Source organism: Allorhizobium pseudoryzae (genome assembly GCF_011046245.1).
GTDB lineage: Bacteria > Pseudomonadota > Alphaproteobacteria > Rhizobiales > Rhizobiaceae > Neorhizobium > Neorhizobium pseudoryzae.
In genome coordinates this window covers 37,109-55,769 of sequence record NZ_CP049243.1, presented here as the reverse complement: position 1 = coordinate 55,769, position 18,661 = coordinate 37,109, and the positions used below count along the sequence as shown (strand labels likewise).

The 18,661-nt window shown below is 56.7% G+C and carries 19 protein-coding genes; 12 read left to right on the top strand and 7 right to left on the bottom strand.

The genetic code is table 11. The features are described 5' to 3' along the window. The first annotated feature begins 12 nt into the window (after nucleotides 1-12). The 8 genes from G6N78_RS18500 to G6N78_RS18470 are packed head-to-tail and all read left to right on the top strand — an operon-like array spanning nucleotide 13 to nucleotide 7,806. Nucleotides 13-711 carry a type IV secretion system protein gene (locus G6N78_RS18500; RefSeq protein WP_165222260.1) on the top strand — a complete coding sequence of 233 codons (699 nt, stop codon included), beginning with the start codon at nucleotides 13-15 and terminating at the stop codon, nucleotides 709-711. Further along, entirely contained in the window at nucleotides 704-940 is a 237-nt protein-coding gene (locus G6N78_RS25845) for a hypothetical protein (RefSeq protein WP_234906003.1), read from the top strand. The genes G6N78_RS18500 and G6N78_RS25845 overlap by 8 nt, the downstream gene beginning before the upstream one ends. A 4-nt stretch (nucleotides 941-944) precedes the next feature. Then, nucleotides 945-1,973 (top strand): TrbL/VirB6 family protein, encoded by a 1,029-nt coding sequence (locus G6N78_RS18495; protein ID WP_165222258.1) that lies wholly within the window; start codon nucleotides 945-947, stop codon nucleotides 1,971-1,973. Between the two features lie 33 nt (nucleotides 1,974-2,006). Next, entirely contained in the window at nucleotides 2,007-2,699 is a 693-nt protein-coding gene (locus tag G6N78_RS18490; RefSeq protein ID WP_165222256.1) for a VirB8 family type IV secretion system protein, read from the top strand. Nucleotides 2,700-2,740: 41 nt separating this feature from the next. Then, nucleotides 2,741-3,508, top strand: a complete 768-nt coding sequence (locus tag G6N78_RS18485) for a TrbG/VirB9 family P-type conjugative transfer protein (RefSeq protein WP_052114302.1) — start codon at nucleotides 2,741-2,743, stop codon at nucleotides 3,506-3,508. Next, nucleotides 3,508-4,719, top strand: a complete 1,212-nt coding sequence (gene virB10 / locus G6N78_RS18480; protein WP_165222254.1) for a type IV secretion system protein VirB10 — start codon at nucleotides 3,508-3,510, stop codon at nucleotides 4,717-4,719. Before G6N78_RS18485 ends, virB10 begins: the two co-directional genes overlap by 1 nt. Then, complete coding sequence (virB11, locus tag G6N78_RS18475; RefSeq protein WP_165222252.1) at nucleotides 4,700-5,722, top strand: P-type DNA transfer ATPase VirB11; 1,023 nt, start codon at nucleotides 4,700-4,702, stop codon at nucleotides 5,720-5,722. The genes virB10 and virB11 overlap by 20 nt, the downstream gene beginning before the upstream one ends. Further along, on the top strand, nucleotides 5,719-7,806 hold the full coding sequence (locus tag G6N78_RS18470; protein ID WP_165222250.1) for a type IV secretory system conjugative DNA transfer family protein: 2,088 nt from the start codon (nucleotides 5,719-5,721) through the stop codon (nucleotides 7,804-7,806). Before virB11 ends, G6N78_RS18470 begins: the two co-directional genes overlap by 4 nt. A gap of 7 nt (nucleotides 7,807-7,813) precedes the next feature. Here the strand turns inward: G6N78_RS18470 and G6N78_RS18465 are convergent, their stop codons facing one another. The 3 genes from G6N78_RS18465 to G6N78_RS18455 are packed head-to-tail and all read right to left on the bottom strand — an operon-like array spanning nucleotide 7,814 to nucleotide 10,894. Further along, the gene (locus tag G6N78_RS18465; protein WP_165222248.1) at nucleotides 7,814-8,026 is read right to left on the bottom strand and encodes a hypothetical protein; all 213 of its coding nucleotides are present in this window, start codon (nucleotides 8,024-8,026) and stop codon (nucleotides 7,814-7,816) included. Between the two features lie 6 nt (nucleotides 8,027-8,032). Beyond that, on the bottom strand, nucleotides 8,033-10,510 hold the full coding sequence (locus tag G6N78_RS18460; protein WP_165222245.1) for a relaxase/mobilization nuclease domain-containing protein: 2,478 nt from the start codon (nucleotides 10,508-10,510) through the stop codon (nucleotides 8,033-8,035). Nucleotides 10,511-10,513: 3 nt separating this feature from the next. After that, entirely contained in the window at nucleotides 10,514-10,894 is a 381-nt protein-coding gene (locus tag G6N78_RS18455; protein ID WP_370691534.1) for a DUF6290 family protein, read from the bottom strand. A 569-nt stretch (nucleotides 10,895-11,463) separates the two neighbouring features. On the opposite strand from G6N78_RS18455, the gene G6N78_RS18450 reads away from it, so the two are divergent. From G6N78_RS18450 to G6N78_RS18435, 4 genes are all read left to right on the top strand, one after another. Next, on the top strand, nucleotides 11,464-12,168 hold the full coding sequence (locus tag G6N78_RS18450; protein WP_165222242.1) for a ParA family protein: 705 nt from the start codon (nucleotides 11,464-11,466) through the stop codon (nucleotides 12,166-12,168). A gap of 76 nt (nucleotides 12,169-12,244) precedes the next feature. Continuing rightward, nucleotides 12,245-12,616 (top strand): hypothetical protein, encoded by a 372-nt coding sequence (locus G6N78_RS25840; RefSeq protein WP_234906001.1) that lies wholly within the window; start codon nucleotides 12,245-12,247, stop codon nucleotides 12,614-12,616. Continuing rightward, complete coding sequence (locus tag G6N78_RS18440; RefSeq protein ID WP_165222239.1) at nucleotides 12,613-13,035, top strand: hypothetical protein; 423 nt, start codon at nucleotides 12,613-12,615, stop codon at nucleotides 13,033-13,035. The genes G6N78_RS25840 and G6N78_RS18440 overlap by 4 nt, the downstream gene beginning before the upstream one ends. Nucleotides 13,036-13,290: 255 nt before the next feature. Continuing rightward, entirely contained in the window at nucleotides 13,291-13,833 is a 543-nt protein-coding gene (locus G6N78_RS18435; protein WP_234906000.1) for a helix-turn-helix domain-containing protein, read from the top strand. 49 nt (nucleotides 13,834-13,882) lie between these two features. On the opposite strand, the gene repC is transcribed toward G6N78_RS18435, so the two are convergent. The 4 genes from repC to G6N78_RS18415 form a co-directional block, all read right to left on the bottom strand. Then, nucleotides 13,883-15,121 carry a plasmid replication protein RepC gene (gene repC, locus G6N78_RS18430; RefSeq protein ID WP_165222236.1) on the bottom strand — a complete coding sequence of 413 codons (1,239 nt, stop codon included), beginning with the start codon at nucleotides 15,119-15,121 and terminating at the stop codon, nucleotides 13,883-13,885. Between the two features lie 191 nt (nucleotides 15,122-15,312). Further along, on the bottom strand, nucleotides 15,313-16,326 hold the full coding sequence (gene repB / locus G6N78_RS18425; protein ID WP_165222233.1) for a plasmid partitioning protein RepB: 1,014 nt from the start codon (nucleotides 16,324-16,326) through the stop codon (nucleotides 15,313-15,315). Further along, nucleotides 16,323-17,537 carry a plasmid partitioning protein RepA gene (gene repA / locus G6N78_RS18420; protein ID WP_102022175.1) on the bottom strand — a complete coding sequence of 405 codons (1,215 nt, stop codon included), beginning with the start codon at nucleotides 17,535-17,537 and terminating at the stop codon, nucleotides 16,323-16,325. Before repA ends, repB begins: the two co-directional genes overlap by 4 nt. 180 nt (nucleotides 17,538-17,717) lie before the next feature. Then, the gene (locus tag G6N78_RS18415) at nucleotides 17,718-18,587 is read right to left on the bottom strand and encodes an ArdC family protein (protein WP_165222230.1); all 870 of its coding nucleotides are present in this window, start codon (nucleotides 18,585-18,587) and stop codon (nucleotides 17,718-17,720) included. Nucleotides 18,588-18,661: the final 74 nt, after the last annotated feature.

The window sequence follows — 18,661 nt, the reverse complement described above, 5'->3', positions numbered from 1 at the left end:
AGGAGAACGGCCATGAAAAGAGCATTCCTGACTGCGTTTTCGCTAGCGATGGCGTCTACCGCGCATGCACAGGTTCCCGTGATCGACAGCGCCAACCTGAGGATTGCAACGGAAACCTCTCAGACGACCGATCAGATCCTGGATACGAACAAGGAGGTTCTGAAGACGGTAGAAGAGACGCTTAAGGCCGTCACGGGGGATCGCGGCAGCGTTTCCAATCCCATGCAGAACCTCGCCGTTGGTCAAGGGTTCAGCGTTTCTCAGATGCCGTCACTCGACAGCCTCATGCAGGGCGGAGTCCCGAACTTCGGCAGCATGGGCGGTGACATTGGCCAGATTGCCACCACCTTCATCAACGGCCTTCAGCTGGTAAAAAACTTGTCTGGCAAGGCGGACAGCACGTTCTCCGGTGACAAATCCTACGAAGAAATGATGAAGACCGTCCTTGGAGTTGCTGCCCTAGTCACCGGCTCGCAACAGGCCGTTCAGTCGCGAACACAGGCATTCCAGCAGGCAGGTCAGCAGATCGGCCAGGCCCAAGACATCAAAGGGTCCATCGATCAGAACACGCAGCTGCAGGTTCAAACAGGCCTGACGATCAACGAAATGATTGGCGTGATGAACGGAGCGGTCGGCTCCCTGCAGGCCCAAAACCAGCGCCGCCTTGTCGACATCTCCAATACCAAGAAGGCGCTGACCTACGGTGACTAAGACATTTCGAGTGAAAGGCTTTGTGCTCCTCTCCGCTCTGGTTGCTGTCGGCGTAACTGGCTGCGCCGGTGCTCCGAAAGAGAAGACTGCACCATGCAAGAGGCCGGCAAACCTCACATCCTACGCCGAGGATCCGCGACAGGAATGTGGACCAATGACCAGCGTGAATGGCAACCCATCGGAAGCGCTGGCGGCGATCGACGCTTTCGCTGCAAGCGGAGAGCAGTGACCCCATGAACTTTCTAGGCGGCCTGCTTGAGGCTCTTGAAGATGCAGGGCGGAATTTCTCCCAACGGGCTTACGAGGTCGTTGGCGACGAGATCATGCCCTTGTTGACGATCATGCTCATTGCCTACGTCGCCTATTACGGACTTCAACTCGTCATGGGGACCGCGCGTGTGAGCGTCGGCGAGATCGTCGGCCGGGTCGTGCGAATGATGATTATCGTCGCCTTCATTGATCAGTGGGGCAATTTCCAACTCTTCTTTTACGACTGGCTGAACAACACCCCGGAAGACGTGGGGCGGGCGCTCCTGACGGCTAGCAGTACCGGGATAACTGAGCCGACAGACGGCCTCTCCATGATCTGGGAGACGGCGAATGAGGCAGCAGCAGCATTCGCGGAGCAGTCAGGCTACTTCGCCATTCTACCGGGCCTCGTAGGGTTCCTGATCATGCTGGCGGTTGGGCTGTTCATTGCCGTTGCGCTTGCCATCCTCGTGCTTGCGAAGGTGATGATGTGGGTGCTGCTTGGCACTGCACCGATTTTTATCGCCTGCCTATTGTTTGATTCCACACGCCAGTACGGAATGGCTTGGTTCCAGCAGGTTTTGACGTACGCGATCATTCCGCTCTTCGTTTACGTCGTCGCCGCCTTTCTCATCACGACCATGGACGCTGAACTGCAGAAGGTGGCAGCGGCAGCATCCGCGAACGAGATCCAGCTAGACGATATTTCGGCTTTCGTCCTGATCTGTGGGGCTGGCGCTTTTGTCCTCTTCAACATTCAAACGCTCGCCCAGGGAATTACCGGGGGCGTGGCAACGGGCGTTGGGCAGATCGCTCGATCGGTTGGCTACGCGACCGGTGTTGCACTGCCGGCAAGAGCTTTGACCGCGACACGTTCTGTAGCCGGGAGGGCTGGAGAATTAGGAATGGCCGCACGCGCCAGAACCCATGCCGGCATGCGGGAAAACATCCAAAACGCCGGTGCAGCAGAAGCGATGCAAAACAGAATTACCAACAACAGTCTGCCCAACTAGGCAACTGGTGGCGGGAATTAAGGGCTAGGATACATGGCAGAGAATAACGATGCTCTCCGGAGCTATTTTCAGGATGGGGACCGTTGGGAACAAGAGATCGTCAAAAAGGCCAAACGGTCCAAGGCGTTCGCTTGGCTGATTACGCTGATCTTCGGCTGCATCACGATCCTGTCGCTCTCCGCATTGGTGATGCTCGTGCCCCTTAAGAGCTTCGAGCCGTACATTGTCGAGGTCGACAAGAACACTGGCTATATTGAGGTCAAGACAGGGCTGACCCGAACATCAAACATCACCGATCAGCAGGCGGTCACTCAGGCGAACGTCGTCCGTTACATTCGATCCCGCGAGGGCTATGATCCTTTTGCCATCGAGCAGAACTTTGGAATTGCAGCTTTGCTCTCCACCGGCGACGCAGCACGCGACCTCCAGGCCCAATGGAGTGCCGCGAACCCTGATAATCCAGCTCGCCGGCTCGGCAAAAACAAGTCGATCACCGTCGATATAAAGTCTGTCACCTTCCCCAACACGACAACGGCGCTCGTCCGGTTCTCGACGCATGAGCGCTCTGATTCAGACGTCATCACGCGCCACTTCATCTCTATCGTTCGCTATCGCTACACGGATACGCCGGAGCGCAACGAATGGCGCTTCGAAAACCCGTTGGGCTTCCAGGTGTATGACTACCGCCGCGATCAGGAAACGGTGACCTCGGGAGGCCAGCAGTGAAATATGGCTTGCCTCTGGCGGCGTCGATCGCCGCTCTCACGATGACTCACGCCTATGCGGCGCAACAGCCCCGCCCTGGCAGTCTGGATGCGCGTGTGACCAGTGTCGTCTATCAGCCGAACAACGTCGTGAAGGTATCTGCGACCTACGGCATCTCAACGATGATCATCTTCGACGAAGATGAGAAGTTTGAGACGATCTCGCTTGGCGATACCGACAGTTGGCAGGTTGCCCCGTCAGAAAAGGGCAACATCCTTTTCGTCAAGCCGATAGCCAAGGACGTTTCCACAAACATGAACGTGGTGACCTCAAAGAGGATCTACTTCCTTGAGCTCAACGACTATGCACCGGAAGCAGGGAAAAAGGTCTTCGGCATTCGCTTCGTTTATCCGGAGAAGAACCTGAACGAGTCTCTGCGGAAGGAGGCTGAGTTTCGGGCAGCCAACCCGAACATTTCGAGCATCGACAAAGCTAACGTCAACATTGACTACTCTTTCTCGGGCGACGCGGCGCTGAAACCGACAATGGTGTTCGATGACGGAAAGAAGACCTTTTTCAAGTTCGGCCGAGGGACCGTGCCGGCCATTTTTGCCGTTCAATCCGACTTCTCCGAGACCCTGCGAAACTTCCGCAAAGAAGGCGAGTACATCGTCGTTGACGGCGTAGCCACGCAATACACGCTCCGGGACGGAAACCAGTGGACGTGCATTTTCAACCTCCGCAAGCCGGACTTTGCAGCACCTGATCCTGACATCATGGCTCCGAAACCGGATCCTGATGCCAGCAAACGCAGGAGGAGCGGCAACTAATGAAGCGCAGCCCTGAACTCGACGCAATGGCGGCGGCCGACGAGGCCGAAATCAGCAACCGAAACGTGAAGCGCAATCAAACGGTCGGCATGGCCGCCCTTTTGCTGGCTGGCGTCTTCGCCGCGTACCTGGTGCTCGCCACGTCCGGAGAAAGCCCGCCTGAAAGCCCGCAAAGTGAGGAGGAGTTCCGTACCACGACCTTCCGGCCGCCCGGTTTCGTGCGCGATGGAGAACCCACTCCCCCACCACCCGAACAGCCTGTCTTGGAACTTCCACCTCCGCCACCTCCGCCGCCAGCTCCGCCGGTGGACGTCACTGAATTCAACGTGCCTCCCCCGCCCGAAGTAGCTCAACCGGCGAGCGCCTCCCCGCCCGCCGAAGAGGTGTTTCCGGAGCGATTTCGGTCAAAGCTAATCACGCTTGACCAGAACCTGGGAGGATCCGCGAATGGTTCGCTCGATGGCTCGAACAGCGGCACGCCTTTGACCGTCGCTGGCGAGGATCGCAACAGCCAGTACCTGTCCTCAGCGAGTGCGATCGGTGACCGTTCCGCCAAGGCCCGGCAGATTGAGCGCATCGACGCCATGATCCCAGAGGGCACGCTGATCCCGGGCATCTTGGAAACGGCGATCGTCAGCGACCTTCCGGGCCAGGTCCGGGCCATTACATCCAAGGATGTCTACTCCTTCGATGGGCGGCGTGTCCTGATCCCAACAGGAACACGCCTGATCGGGGAATATCAGTCCGAAGTTACGCGGGGGCAGAAGCGGGTCTTTGTTGTGTGGACGAGGCTGATCCGGGATGACGGCGTGTCGGTGCGCTTGAACTCCATCGGCACGGACAGCCTCGGGCGATCAGGCCTGACGGGTCATGTCGACAACAAGTTCCGTGAGCGCTTTGGCGCATCAATCTTGCTGTCGATCGTCGGAGGCGGTGCAAGCTATCTAACCGGATACGGTAGCGACTCCAGCTCCGGAAACGATGACGCCGAAAGAGGTGCTGAATTGGCGCGAGAAACGATCGCGCAGACCTTCAGCGACATGGCGAACACGGTCCTTGCCGAAAACCTGAGGATCCCGCCAACGATCAGCGTCCCGCAGGGCGAGCGGATCTTTGTCTATGTTCGCCAGGACCTCGATTTCAGCGCCATGTACGACGATCCTGTCACGGAAGCGATGAAGGAGATCAAACGTGAACGTTATGGTAGGTAACACGACGGCTCATGATCCCCACTATTTCCTGAACCGGTCTCTGGAGCCCATCAGGCAATTTCTCGATGACCCGAAGGTGGTTGAGATTGCGGTGAACCGGCCAGGCCAAGTCTATGTTGAGCGCTTCGGTGCTGATCACATGGAGCATCATGAAATCGATGCTCTGACGGCACGGGAGATCGAGAACATTGGCGAGCGGGTTGCCGCAGCGACAAAGCAGTTCCTCAACGCCGCTAATCCGATCCTTAGCGCAGCACTGCCGACCGGCGAACGTATCCAGGTCGTCTTGCCGCCCGCGGCACCTGACGGTGGGTCGATCACGATCCGTAAGCAGGTTGTGCAGAATTTTTCTCTGCAGGACTACCGTGACAACGGCTCTCTCGACAAAGTCTCGGTTGCTGTCGGGGGCCTAAGCGACGTGGATCGGGAGCTGGTCGCCTATCTGCGCGCGGAGAAGATCTACGACTTCATCCATACGGCCATCACGAAGCGGGTTTCGATCCTGATCAGTGGCGGCACGTCGTCGGGTAAAACCACGTTTCTGAACGCGTGCCTGAACTCTGTAGACCTGAATGAGCGGATCCTGACGCTTGAAGACACTCGTGAGCTATTCCCACCACAGAAGAACGCGGTCCACCTGATCGCCTCCAAGGGTGGGCAAGGCACTGCAAACGTGACGATTCAAAACCTTCTTGAATCGGCGCTTCGAATGCGGCCGGATCGCCTCTTTGTTGGCGAGATTCGTGGCGCTGAGGCCTTTTCATTCCTTCGCGCCATCAACACAGGCCACCCGGGCAGCATGTCGACAGTACACGCCGATACGCCGCTCGGCGCCTATGAACAGCTTGCCATGATGATGCAGCAGTCCGGCATGTCCGCCGGCTACTCCAAGCAGGACCTGATGTCCTACATCCAAATGGTCATTCCGATCGTGATCCAGCTCAGGCGGGAAGGCGGCAAGCGCGGGGTTTCCGAAATCTACTTCGCACGGGATGCATCATGAGTAAGGGGCTACAGGCCTTCTATCTGTTCTTCTGCCTGTTGATCGCATTTGCAGCCTGGATGCTGGCATACGGTGCGGGGCTTCAGCTCTTCTACGGTGACGGTAGGATCCTCGAGGCGACAATTACCTCAAACCCATTCGCACCAATTCAGCAGTTCTGGGCCTATAGCTCCTCCCCTTCCCTTCAAAAAGTCGCGCTCGGCTCCGTAGTGCCCGCGCTGCTCGTATCAGGCCTCATTGCTTACCTTGGGCTCAAACCTACCAGCAATCCATTGGGGGATGCGGCCTTTCAGGATCTTGCAACCCTTCGGCGCGGGAAGTGGTTTGGCAAGAAAGGTCACATATTCGGTCGCATCGGGAGCAACGTCCTCCGCGCGTATGACGATCGCCACCACCTCATTATTGGCCCGACGCGATCCGGTAAGGGCGCGGGCTACGTCATCCCCAACGCTCTCATGCACGAAGGCTCTATGATCGTCACGGATCTGAAGGGGGAGGTCTACAAGGCAACCGCCGGCTATCGGAAGCGCAACGGCAGCCAGGTCTTCTTGTTCGCGCCGGGTTCCGAGACGACCAACAGCTATAATCCCTTGGATTTCGTTCGTCCGGAGCGAGGCAATCGCACGACTGACATTCAAAATATCGCCAGCATTCTTGTCCCGGAGAACACCGAATCCGAGAATTCAGTTTGGCAGGCCACAGCTCAACAGGTTCTCGCCGGCGCCATCAGCTATGTTCTCGAAAGCCCTTTCTACAAAGGGCGCAGGAACCTCGGCGACATCAACTCCTTCTTCAACAGCGGGACCGATCTGCAGGCCTTGATGAAGTACATCAAGGAGAAGGAGCCTTACCTGTCGAAGTTCACGATGGAGAGCTTCAATTCCTACCTGTCTCTCTCGGAACGGGCCGCGGCCTCGGCACTGCTTGATATCCAGAAGGCGATGAGGCCGTTCAAGAACGAACGCGTTGTGGCCGCAACGAACATGACTGACATGGACCTTCGATCCATGAAGCGTCGCCCCATCACAGTCTACCTTGCCCCGAACATCACCGACATCACGCTTCTTAGGCCGCTGCTGACGCTGTTCGTTCAACAGGTGATGGACATACTTACCATTGAGCATGATCCAAACTCCGTGCCGGTCTATTTTCTGCTGGATGAGTTTCGCCAGCTGAAGCGCATGGACGAGATCATGACGAAGCTGCCCTATGTGGCCGGCTATAAGATCAAGCTCGCCTTCATCATCCAGGACCTGAAGAACCTGGATGAGATCTATGGTGAGACGTCCCGACATTCGCTCCTTGGCAACTGCGGCTATCAGCTCATCCTTGGTGCCAATGACCAGGCCACGGCAGAGTATGCTTCCCGCGCGCTTGGCAAGAGAACTATCCGATATCAGTCTGAATCCCGCACTATCGAGCTTATGGGGCTCCCGCGCCGAACAAAAGTCGAGCAAATTCGCGATCGGGACCTGATGATGCCGCAGGAAGTGCGCCAGATGCCCGAGAACAAGATGATCTTGCTGGTGGAGGGTCAGCGGCCAATCTTTGGAGACAAGCTGCGCTTCTTTAAGACGCAGCCCTTCAAGGAGGCGGAGGCCTATTCTCAGACGCACATACCGACCGTTCCAACTGTCGATTACCTGCCACCTAAACCTGTTCCAGCGACCACGCCAGCCTATGCCAATGCAGGCCAGGAACAGGCTGAACAAGCGGAAGCGATAAAGCCTGTGACTGAGGCGAAAGCGGAGGAGCGGCGGGCGCCTGTCCAGGAGGAGGCTCCGAAAGAGCCAGCGCCATCCACCTCGCCCGCTCGCGTTGTGAATCCATCCGCCTTGGCCAACAAGAAGGTCAGCGCCGGGGGCACTCCGGAACCTGCAAAGGCAGCTGTGCCCGCTCCCGAAAAGCGCACGACACCTGTCTCAGAGAACGACATCGAAAAAGCGCACAATGATCGGGTTAGTCGCCTTAGGGAGGTCGTCGAACGGGAAGCCGAAGGCAAATCACCGCGCAAGAGGAAGAGCTTGGAAGAGCTATTCGCAGCGACCGTTCCTGATCCAATCATGGAACAGGCCGGCCGCTAATTCCGGTTCAGAAGGGCCAGAAGCTGGCTGCGTACTGACCCGCCTCTGTTAGCCAAGCCACAGAAGCGTGATACCAGCCGATCACGGTCCCGTAGACCTTGATCAGGATCGCGAGGATCCCCACGGAGACCATACCCCACACCATCATCTTGCCGACGAGGTCGGCAGACTTGGGGTCGTTTACTTCCACCAGGTAGGTGTTCTGATTACCGTCCTGCATGACACTTTAGCGATCACGGTCGTCCCGATTACGCTCCCTCTGTTCAACCTGTTCACGCTCCAACTCCTCGAGACGAGGAATGTGCTGTTGCGCGGGATCAGTCCGAGTGGTCTCGCCGCCCTGCTTGGCCGCTTCCCTGTCTCTGTTTACACGATCTTGCTGCCTCTGAGTAGCGTCCACCGTCTCAGCGAGCTGGTGAGCCTCACGCTCCGCTTGCCCGATCGGACGTTCCTCTTCCAGATCCACCCTGAGATCGCGTTGGCGATCGTCGGCAGTATCCGCTGTTATCGGCTGCTTGTTTGACTTGTTTTCGTCCCCACGCTCTTCATTGCGTTCAATGGTCTCGATCTCCGCGCGCAGTTCCGGATCTTCGTTGGCAACATCCCGGAGATAGGCGTTTCCGGTAGCGGCGAGTTGAGCTGCATGATGAAGCGAAGCCTCAAGGCCCTTCTCATACTGCTCCCGGTTTTCGTCTCCGAGCTCGCCGGCTTCGATATGGGCGAGGCCGGAGCGATAGTGTTCCACATTTGCCATCGCATCGTTACCAGCCTCAACGACAGCCTCTCCATGCTTGGCAACAGCTGCCTCCCACTGGGAGTTAGCATTCGTCTGCTCTTGCACCTCAGATGCCGTTCTTTCCGGCGCGGCACCACCCTCTCTGGAGACATCGCCAGCAGCGTTTCGGCCATCCTGCTCATCAAGCCCACGCTCCTTCATTTCGAGCATCTGCCTGCGCAGATCGACGATCTCGCGAGCGAGGGAGGAAACCTCTTCGAAGCCTGACCGGTCCTCTGGACCAGCGCTGCGCTGAAGGTTGAATAGAGCCGTTTCAACCGTCTTTTCGTACGCTTCGAACTCTGGGCGTGTCTGCTCGCGCATGTCCTTTGCCTCCGACAACATGTCTCTGATTGCTACCATATTGGAGCGGTAATCACCGCCGAAATCTGCATGAATGACTGCACCAGCAGGCGATTGATCCGTTTTGGCAAGGCCGTTTTCGAGATAGGAGCGATGCTGAGCGGCGTAGGCCGCAACCACTGTGTCGCCGGCGTTGACTGCAATCTTCTGCCAGGTCTCCTGCGCTTTTAGGATGTACTGGCGGCTTCTCTGGCTCGTCGCCACCATGCGCCGACCAGCTCGCTTTGCGTCATATCGCGCCTGCGCCGGATCGCTGGTGCCTACATGCTCGGTTCGACCGTCATGCTTGACGGCGCGAACCTGATTCCGCGTGAAGGCTGGCGGCGTGGCGAACTCTCTCCGATCGGTCATTTCCATATTGATGCCGTGGTCACGCGCCTTCTCGGCTATGACCTCACGCCATTGCCGGAAGGTGGCCGGAGTCGTCTCGATCCGGTCGCCCGACTCCGAACGCATGGTAACGATGGCATGGGCATGAACATGCGGCCGCTTGCCCCCCTCCCCTGCTTCTTTCGGATCGTTCTCCGGATCGTGCATAGCGAAAACGTACCGATGGCCCGCAAACTGCTCAGCCAAGAAGTCGCGAACAGCTCCTTCGAACGCGGCAGCATCCGTGCCGGCACGCGCCGACATGATCACGTGCATCACGTCACGGCTCTTGCGGCTGTGCAGCTCATCCCGCCATTCCTTTTGCACCAGGTCGCCCGCAGCCTTGTCATCGGCAATCGAACGTCCCTGATCGTCTCGAACGTCGTTCCGCTGCGCGATCAGGTCTCGCAACTTGGCAGCGCCATATTCCACGCCGTTGCCATAGCCTGTGAACGAGAAAGCCGCAGGGGCCTCTTTCGCAACGGCGCTGGCGTTGAAACGCTCCTGAACGATGGCGGCCGCCTTCGCGTCAGCCGTCAGCCGCTCGCCCTGCCCGCTGCGCAACACAACATAGCCCTCGACCTTCAGCGATCCATCGTTTCGGGTTTCGACAGAGTAAGCGTAGCGTCGATCACCAAAGCCACTGCTGAGAATGTCCCGCACCTGCTCATGCGGGTTCGAGCCGCCGGAAACGCTCACCTCGACGCTAAACGCGCCGATATCGCGGCTCTCGGTCCTGTTTTGGAAAAGGTGATCCCAATCGCCACGGAGACGCGCCAACTCCTCACGGCCACGCAACGTCTCGCCGTTCTCGTTCTCAACCTTCAGCTCCCCCCCTCTGGAAACATAGTTGAGCATCGAGCCTACGCGGGCGCCACCACCGTAGGAAGCCAATTTGACTACGGCGGGCTGGCTCCCTTTGGCAACGCTCGCAAGACGAACGTCCATTGATCGAATAGCACCCGAACCGGCAGCCATCGTCCTCGAAGGCGACGACACGTTGAATGCCGAAGTCCTCACCCCTCCCCTAGATCCCGACCCGCCTTTAGACATCCCAACCTGGTGCTGCAGATTCTTCAGTCTCTTCTCAAGCTCTTCCTCGACAGCGCTCCCACGGCCGCCCAGCGTCATTTCGTGCAATAGTGCCGCGCGCCTTTGCTCCCATTCGCTTGTGAAAGCGCCGAAAAAGAACTCCACGGCCTACACCTCGCCTCGGCGCTCATGCCCGGCACGGCGCGAAAGTGTCCGCAGCTCGCTCATTACGGCCGCCTGAATCCGCTGGACGTTGCTAAGGTTGATGTCCAGCTCTGAGGGATGGACCCCCTTTCCTGCATTCAGGGAGCGGGCTACCTGATTCAAATTGATGCCTATCATCCGCATATCTTCGAGCAATGCGGCCATGATCAACCTGTCTTCCGCAGTCAGAATAGGTCGAACGCCAGCACCCTCGAGGAGCAAAGAACGGAAAAAAGCAGACACACTCATACCAGCCGACTTGGCCGCTTCTTCGATAGCCGAATGCTCTGCATCGCTGATGCGGACGTTGATTAGACGCCCCTTGCGTTGCTTGGCTGTCGGCACTTCGATCGTGTCTTCACTCGTCAATCAACTAAGCCTTCCCGGAGCCTTGCGACCACCATCGTGGGCTTGTCCCACGATCGCAATGCAAAATGTAAAACATTTTTGCGTATCCTGCCACATAAAAACCAAAGCACTATCCCCCAATTTCAACCTAGTTTTCACCTCTCGACTGGCTCCGCTTTGCTTCGCAGTCTTTCCGTTGGAACGCTCACCAGGGTTCACCGCCAAAACCGCTTTTGAAGGCCTTTATTTGTCCCTCGTAGTCAGGCGAAAGGGACGCTTCGCTCTTCACCCTTGCGCCTTCCGTGCGAGCGCCAAGTGAGGCCTCACGCGGCTCCGGGGTTCACCACTCGACCCAGACACTTGTAAAAACCACACGACCAACTCGTGTGGTTTCATAGATGTTCTAAAGCGTGTGTTCACACGCATGTTTAGATCTTAACCTGCGTGTGTTCACATGTTAGGTTTGCTTCGATGTGAAGATCTTAACGACGATACTGATGTGCCGATTGAACCCACGTCGGATCGCTAGGGGGCGGGGGAACCATTAGTCTTGAGAGGATCGTGCAATGGCAATCTGCATATCGCTGGTAAGCGGTAAGGGTGGAGCGGGCAAGACAACCGCCGTAATCCTAGTCGCTGGAGAATATGCGCTTCATGGTAAGCAAGTGCTCTTGGTCGATGCCGATGGCCGACAAAACCTGAATGAGTGGTGGTCCCGTTCCGAGGCGAAAGACAACAGGCCAGACGGCATTGAGCTTCGCACGGCAGTAACCAACGCATCACTTCAGCATATTCTGGAGAACGAAACGCATAGGTTTGACGTCGTGCTGATCGACTCGCCCGGTCAAGACACCGTGCTGCGAGACACGATCATCGCCGGCTCGGACATCGTTATGACCCCGATCCAGCCAAACCAAGACGAGATTCTTGCTGCCGGCCAGGCAGCAATGGACGTGGCTGACACCTGCGATCGTACCGGGCGAAACATTCCACATCTCAACTTCAGAACCCGGATTACTCTCCCGGGACGTTCACTGGAAGCCTACCGCCTGATACGCCCCTTCATCGCAAACTTGCAGGAACAGGGATATGATTCATACCTCCTCGACACCGAGCTTTATGAGCGAAACCCATACCGCGACATCAGACTTGGATATGGGACGCTGCAAATGCTGGAGCTGAGCGACTCAGTCAAAAAGGCCCGGAGCGAGGTCATGACCTTGATGCAAGAAATTGAACGTTTCCTGCCGAACGAGCAGAAGAGGTCGTAAGATGGCTAAAGGGACTTCCAGCATATCTGATTTTCCCGTTGCACCGCGACGGTCCCGGGGAAATCCGCCCAATCCAATGTCGCAGCCGGCTATAGACAACGAAGCAGAAAACGCGGTCGCCAGCCATCAACCGGACGAGGTCGCTCTCGAAGAAGCTCCCGCTCAGGTACCAGCCGTTCAGGTGCCCCCAAGATCAAGTTTGATTTTGCCCTCACCACAGGCTCGCCGGGAGAGAGCGACGAACAAGTCGTTGGAGCGTGAGGCGTCCAGATTACGACTGCAGGAGCTCAAGCAGAACAAGGCGCGCGAGAGCAAGCACTTCGTCAATTGCCCTCTTGATTACGACACCAAGAAACGCTTGGAGCGCGCAGCCTCTGAAAACGACTTAAAAATGACTGTGATCGTCAAGGCCGCAATCGACCAGTTCCTGAAGGATAATGGTTATTGATCCTCGACCTTCGATTTCTGGCCGGGGTGGCCGTGGGCACCACCCTTGGCTTCTTGATCAACCCTGAAGCAGCGGAGAAGGCAGGGATCGACATTCAGTCCATAAAGAGGACTATGCCTGTTATTGGTTCTTCTCCAGCCGAGCCGGTCAAACAAGCTGATTGGCCAACCAACGAACACGCGAAACGAGAGCTGTTCCGGTTTGCGATGTGGGACTTTGAGACATTTGGGCCGAAGTCTGAGATTTTGATCACAAGGTGCTTCAGCATCGACCAGCTTTCATTGGCATGCGAAATGCGCGTGAAGCTGAGCTGGATCTCCGAAGAAAGAACGGTCGAGGGCGTTTTTCAATCCAGCGCCCACAGCTGGAACCTGATCGCTGCGAAAGCCGTGAACAGGAATACTCCCGCTGGATCTTGAGGTGATGGACAATGCGCCCTGAGTTGCAGATTTCGATATCGAGGAGATCAGCATCCTGGCATTCATTCCCCCCACTTTTGTTAGGGCTTTGTAACTGGCGCGCAGGATGACAGTGCCTTAATGGCACGTTATGGTGCGTGATATCTGCCACAGGCGGATTTGGGGACTGAGGGAATACTGACTGTGCGGAATCTATCCGACTATATCAAATCAAGGGAACTGGTTGAGACTACAGATCCAGATTTCCAGAGACCCTTGTACCGCAAGGAGGGATTCGACGGCATAGTCAGCTTCGGCGAGATCGACGCAAAACTTTCCGCATTCCTACTCGATGAACGCGCGAAAACTGGTCTGACCCAGAGTGATTTTGCGACCCTGGCTGGTCTCGCTCGAGTGGTCTACAGCCGCTACGAACTGAACATTTCGCGACTGACCGTCTCTCGAATGATTCACCTTTCTGAGCTCCTTGGGTTCCTGCCGATGCAGATGATTCATGCCGCAGCACCTCATCTCTACGGTAAAAATTCTGAAGAGGCCGATGATCGGGTTGAACTCTTCAGACTCATTCATGACCTCCCGCATGACACCATACGCAGTTTGATCGGTATAGTTGGCCAACTGACGCCTAAGGATGTTCTTGAAGCTCGGCAAAAAGCGGAAGCGGAGGCCGAAGCAAAAGCTGAGGCCGAACGCCAACGACTGACTAGAAAAGCGGCGAGAGTCAGCAGGAAAGGCCGTCCCCCTGGCCGGCCACCAGGTCGAAAATCATCCAAGGTCGATACCCCGACAGACGATTGAAGAACGGAAAGGGCCGTCAAGTGATGGCCATTTAGGAACGCGTCGCCCCTCACCCCGTTTTCCGATCGCTGTTCGCATTTGCACGCATCAGCGACATCAGCATCGGTCCCAGTCCGAACTCCCCTCCCCTCGCCCGGCGCGTGAGATCGCGGAGATATCCACCTGCCGAATTGATATGCCCTGCCCTCTCCAAGATTGCAGCCATGGCAACCGCCGCGTTCTCCGGCCCCATCACCTCGCAAGCCTCCTGGTAAGCCGACGGGCTAACACCAAGCATTGATCGTACCACCACCGCGGCGCCCATCAGCTCGCGCCAATGGGAGATCGTGCCGCCGGGCCCGTAGTCCGAAATCTGCGGGCAGGCTTTCAGGACCATCGACAGCGGGAACGCCTTCATCTGTTCCGGCTTTGCCAACGGCTGAGCAACCGCTTTGGGTGCTACTTCCAGCTCGACGGCTCCGCCCTGCTCTTTTCCAGAGCTAGGTTCAAGTTCATAGATGGATTCGGGTTTTGAATTCTGTATGTGGCGGCCATTTTGAACAGCATTGCCGTCCATATTTTGAGAATCTAACTGATTTTCCAGAAGGTTGAGGATTTCGGTGCGCAAAAGCTGCATCTCGTCGAGGATTGCCTCCACCTGGCGACGATCAGGATTGCGGGGAAGTCGGCTGACAATGCCGACATACATGTCTTCGATGGCTTCCCAGTCGCCGTCAGCCCCCTCCTCCATCGCGGCGGAAATTAGCTTGCGTACATCACGCCGGCAGATAGTCAGCGCCTCTTTGGCTCGTCTGAACTGCAGGCGTTCGGCAGCGACTTCCTGTGCCAGTGCTGCAAGTTCCGCAGCGCGAGCCAAAAGTGGAGAAAGATCGAACCCAAAGGCTTGCTCGATATCGCCACCCTTGTCCCGGTGAGCGTAGCGCTTGCCGTTCGGACTATCCTTGCGCTGGATGAGCCCGGCTTCGACCAGGGCAGCCAAATGGCGCCGCAAGGTCGTTCCAGTGATGCCGTGCGCTCTGACAGAAAGCTGGGCGTTCGAAGGGAAGACCACCAATCCGCTATCGCAGTTGAGCTCGCTTTCCGGATAAAACGTCAGCAATGCGTCCAGCACAGTCAGCGCCCTGTCCTGGAGGCCGAGGCGTTCACGGGCCTCACAGGCGTCGCGAAACACCTTCCATTTTTCGACCGGGCGGTTTGGTTTCGTCTCGGACGTCTGGAGCTGCCTCTTTACAAGAGCAAGCACAGCCGGCCGCCGCCCAAAGGGCGTCGTCACATTTCCCGTCTGCATATTCCTTCACCTTTCTTCAGGCAAAAGAAATCCGCTCACCAAAACGATGCCAAAGACTCTTGACTGAGATTCATGGAAATGCGATTCTCGATCTTGCTAGGAATTGAGAGAGGCTTCCATGACGGAAACGTTTTGGGGGCCTTTTTCTTTTGTCGCGGTCTCTCCTCTTGACCAATTAACGAGTGTCTCGATCACACCTCTTGGTGAGTTGGATCGGAATGATTGTTGTATTCGTTTAGAAGATCAGGCATTCGGTCCGCCAGCCAGCGCGCGAAAGCGCGTTCCTGCTTCGGGATTGAGACCGTAGTTCCAGCCGAATTACTCTTCATGCGGCCAAAAACTCGGTCACCCACGGCGAAGTCAACAATCTCTTCAGTTGGTTCCGCAGTCACTTTGTCTGCTGCAGCATTTGCAGCTCGTATCGCTTGGGCAATACGGCTGGAGCTGTCAGCGCCTCGAAACTCGACCGTGTTGATTATCTTGCGAACACGTGCTGCGCTGCTCGGATCTTTCAGCAACTCGGCAAATGCGGTCCATTTCGGTCGACCAACTCCTTTTGCTCTGCCGATCGCAAGAATGATGTCTTCGGGAACCGCCTCCGTCACTCGAAACAGATGCGATATTGCCGCTTCTGAAGCTCCCAAGATTGGGCACATGGCGCGATGGGAAAGGCCAGCACTTTTGAGCTGTACTGCCCACATTGCCTGCTCGATCCAGGTCAAGTTTTCCCGAACACCATTCTCAAGCGATTGCTCTTCAATCAATTGCCGATCGGAAAGCTCTCGAACATACGCTCGAATCTTTATGGTCTCCGGGCGATCCGCTTCTGCCATTATGGCCTTGATCGCCGCCCATCGACGGTAACCGTAGGCAAGCTGGTAATGATCCGGTTTCGTCGGATGCGGCCGAACGAGAACCGGAATTTTTTGGCCTTCGCTTGCGATGGAAACCTTAAGCGCCTCGAGCTCTTTGGCCGCATCTTCGTCGTTGCCAAAGCGATCTCTATAGGGGGAGCGGTCGATACGGTCAGGATCGAGTGAAATGACACTATCTTCTGTGAGCTGTGTCAGTGCTCGACCCACATTGGAAATGACAGGTGAAGAGTGCCGCCGCGCCAGCGAGGGCTTGTCGGACGCGTCCGACACCACAGGAGATTCTGTCCGGCTTTCGGCGGCCGCCATTCGCTGAAGGATGCTTTTCTTCATGTGCTACGTCCCCAAACTTTATGAACGAGGTCGAGGATCTCGGAGTTAACTCGGTCAGCACTCTCAATTGCGCGCTTCAACGCTTCACGACCGACCTCACCCGACTCAAGCTCGTATAGGGTCTTCTTCGCTACCGCTGCACCGGCGATGGCCGTCGATTCGAGGGCCTCCGCTACGAGTACATCATCACCAAACAATCGGCGCATGACCCCAGACATGTACTTCTGCGGCCCGTCATTCGGGTTCACGCGAGTGAGCAGGAAACGGAAAAAGTCATGTTCAAACTTAGCACCAAACTGCCCCAGCACCTCCGATAGATCGGAGATCATGATCAGGAACTGATTGCACGATGCAACGTCGAGCATCGCCGGATGAACAGTAATGATTAAGGACGTGGCTGCGTAAAGCGCGGCGAGCGTCGAGTATCCAAGGGACGGTGGGGTGTCGATGATAACGATATCGTATCGATCATCGACGCGGGCCAGGGCACTGCTTAACCGCTCGAAAAACAAACCCAAGTCATCTCTGGTTTTCGAGGTCAGATAGGACGGGGTATCAAACTCAAAGTCCATGAGCTCCAGATTGCCAGGAACTAGATCGACACCCGGGAAATAGGTTGGCCGGATCACTTCAGCGAGCGGCCGCCTCTCATTGTCATATCGAATGGCTGCATAGGCTGTTTGATTCTCGCCGAGATCGAACTCGGGCTGAATACCAAATAGCGCAGTCATCGACGCTTGCGGATCAAGATCCAGACACAGGACCCGATAACCCTGAAGCCCTAGAAAATGTGCGAGATGGATAGAAGTGGTTGTCTTGGAACTACCACCTTTAAAATTCGCCGTAGCAATTACCTGAAGCTTTTCCCCTTTGCGACGATGCGGAAGCAGCTCGCCAGCTTCGTCCGGACGAAGTTCGGCCAGGAATGCCCTCAGTTCCTTGACCTGTTCTATCGTGTAGGTTCGCCTATTGTTTTCTGCACGCTCGGGCAAAGGCCCCTTCCCTTCCAGCGTCAACTGGCGAAGAGTACTTTCCGGAACCTTGAGTAGCCTCACTAGGTCAAGGGTTGAGAATGTCCGACCAAATGTTTTCTGCGCAGAGGGTGGATAAACAGCCTCACGCATATCGTTCAGCTCCGCAGAGAGTTTCGAGGTGTAGACCCCGATCTTCGACGCAGTGTCTCTGACGCTCTGAGAAGCTGGCTGCAACATTCAATCCTCTTGACGGTTCTGACCACTTTACGGGATCATTTCCGTCAGGGATGCCAGACTGACTCCGATTCTTCAAGGCGTTTTTCGTTAACAAGAAGTTAACGCATCAAGGATGCCCGACTTTACAGTTGTAAAGTTTTGGGTCGATGCGCATGAGGCCCGACAGTTATCCCAGGCCCCCTACCTTTTAGAAGAGCTGAACTGTCGCAGATAGTCAGCGACTGCCTGAGCCTTTGCGGCGGCAGTGATTACTGCACGTGAATCCTGCTTGAGCACCTTGAGCCAGTTTTCAACGTAAGTCGCGGTGTTGTCTCGCGGATCATGCTCGATGCCAAGATCGGCGCAGACGAAGGCGGCTGAGATCTCGGCAACAAGCTCCTCCATGGCGTAGGCCTCACTGCCGAACCGCCCACTCAGGTCACGGCCCAAACGTGCCTTTGCACCACTCCAATGAGAAATTTCATGAAGAACAGTGCTGTAAAGGTGAACCTCGCTGAGGAACCGCCCCCGATCCGGAATCAGAATGTCATCGAGACCAGGGCGATAACAAGCCTGCTTGCCGCCGTAGGTGATCTTCGCGCCAGTGCGATCTATGAAGGATTCGACGTTTTCGAGAACTGGAACGGCATCCATTGGCACATCATCGGCCGGGCTCTTGAAGCGGTCAGGCAGGTTATCGATCTGCTCGACGTTGAAGACAGCGTAGCCCTTGAGATAGGGGACTGCGCGATCGTCCGCCTCCTGATCCTTCGGCGTGAAGGTGCCGTACTTGACGACGAGGGTTCCTTGTTCGCCCTTGCGGACCTGGGCGCCAAGCTCCTGAGCCTGCCGGTAAGTCACCCATGTGTTTTCGTCGTAGCCGGCGAGTTGCCCGGAGAGCCAAAGCATGACCACGTTGATGCCGCGATAGGCTTCGCCGGAGGCACGCAGCGGCGTAGCCGACCTGCGAACATTTCCGCGCCATGGCCGAATCCAGGGCTTGGTGCCGGCCTCGAGCTGCTGGATGATGGTGTCGGTGATCCGCTGGTAGGTGTCCTTTACGCTCTGCATTGCCGTCTCCTGTTCGTTGGTTGACGGCAAAGATCCGAAGATAGCGAAACGACCCCATGCACCCGTAGGGCCGC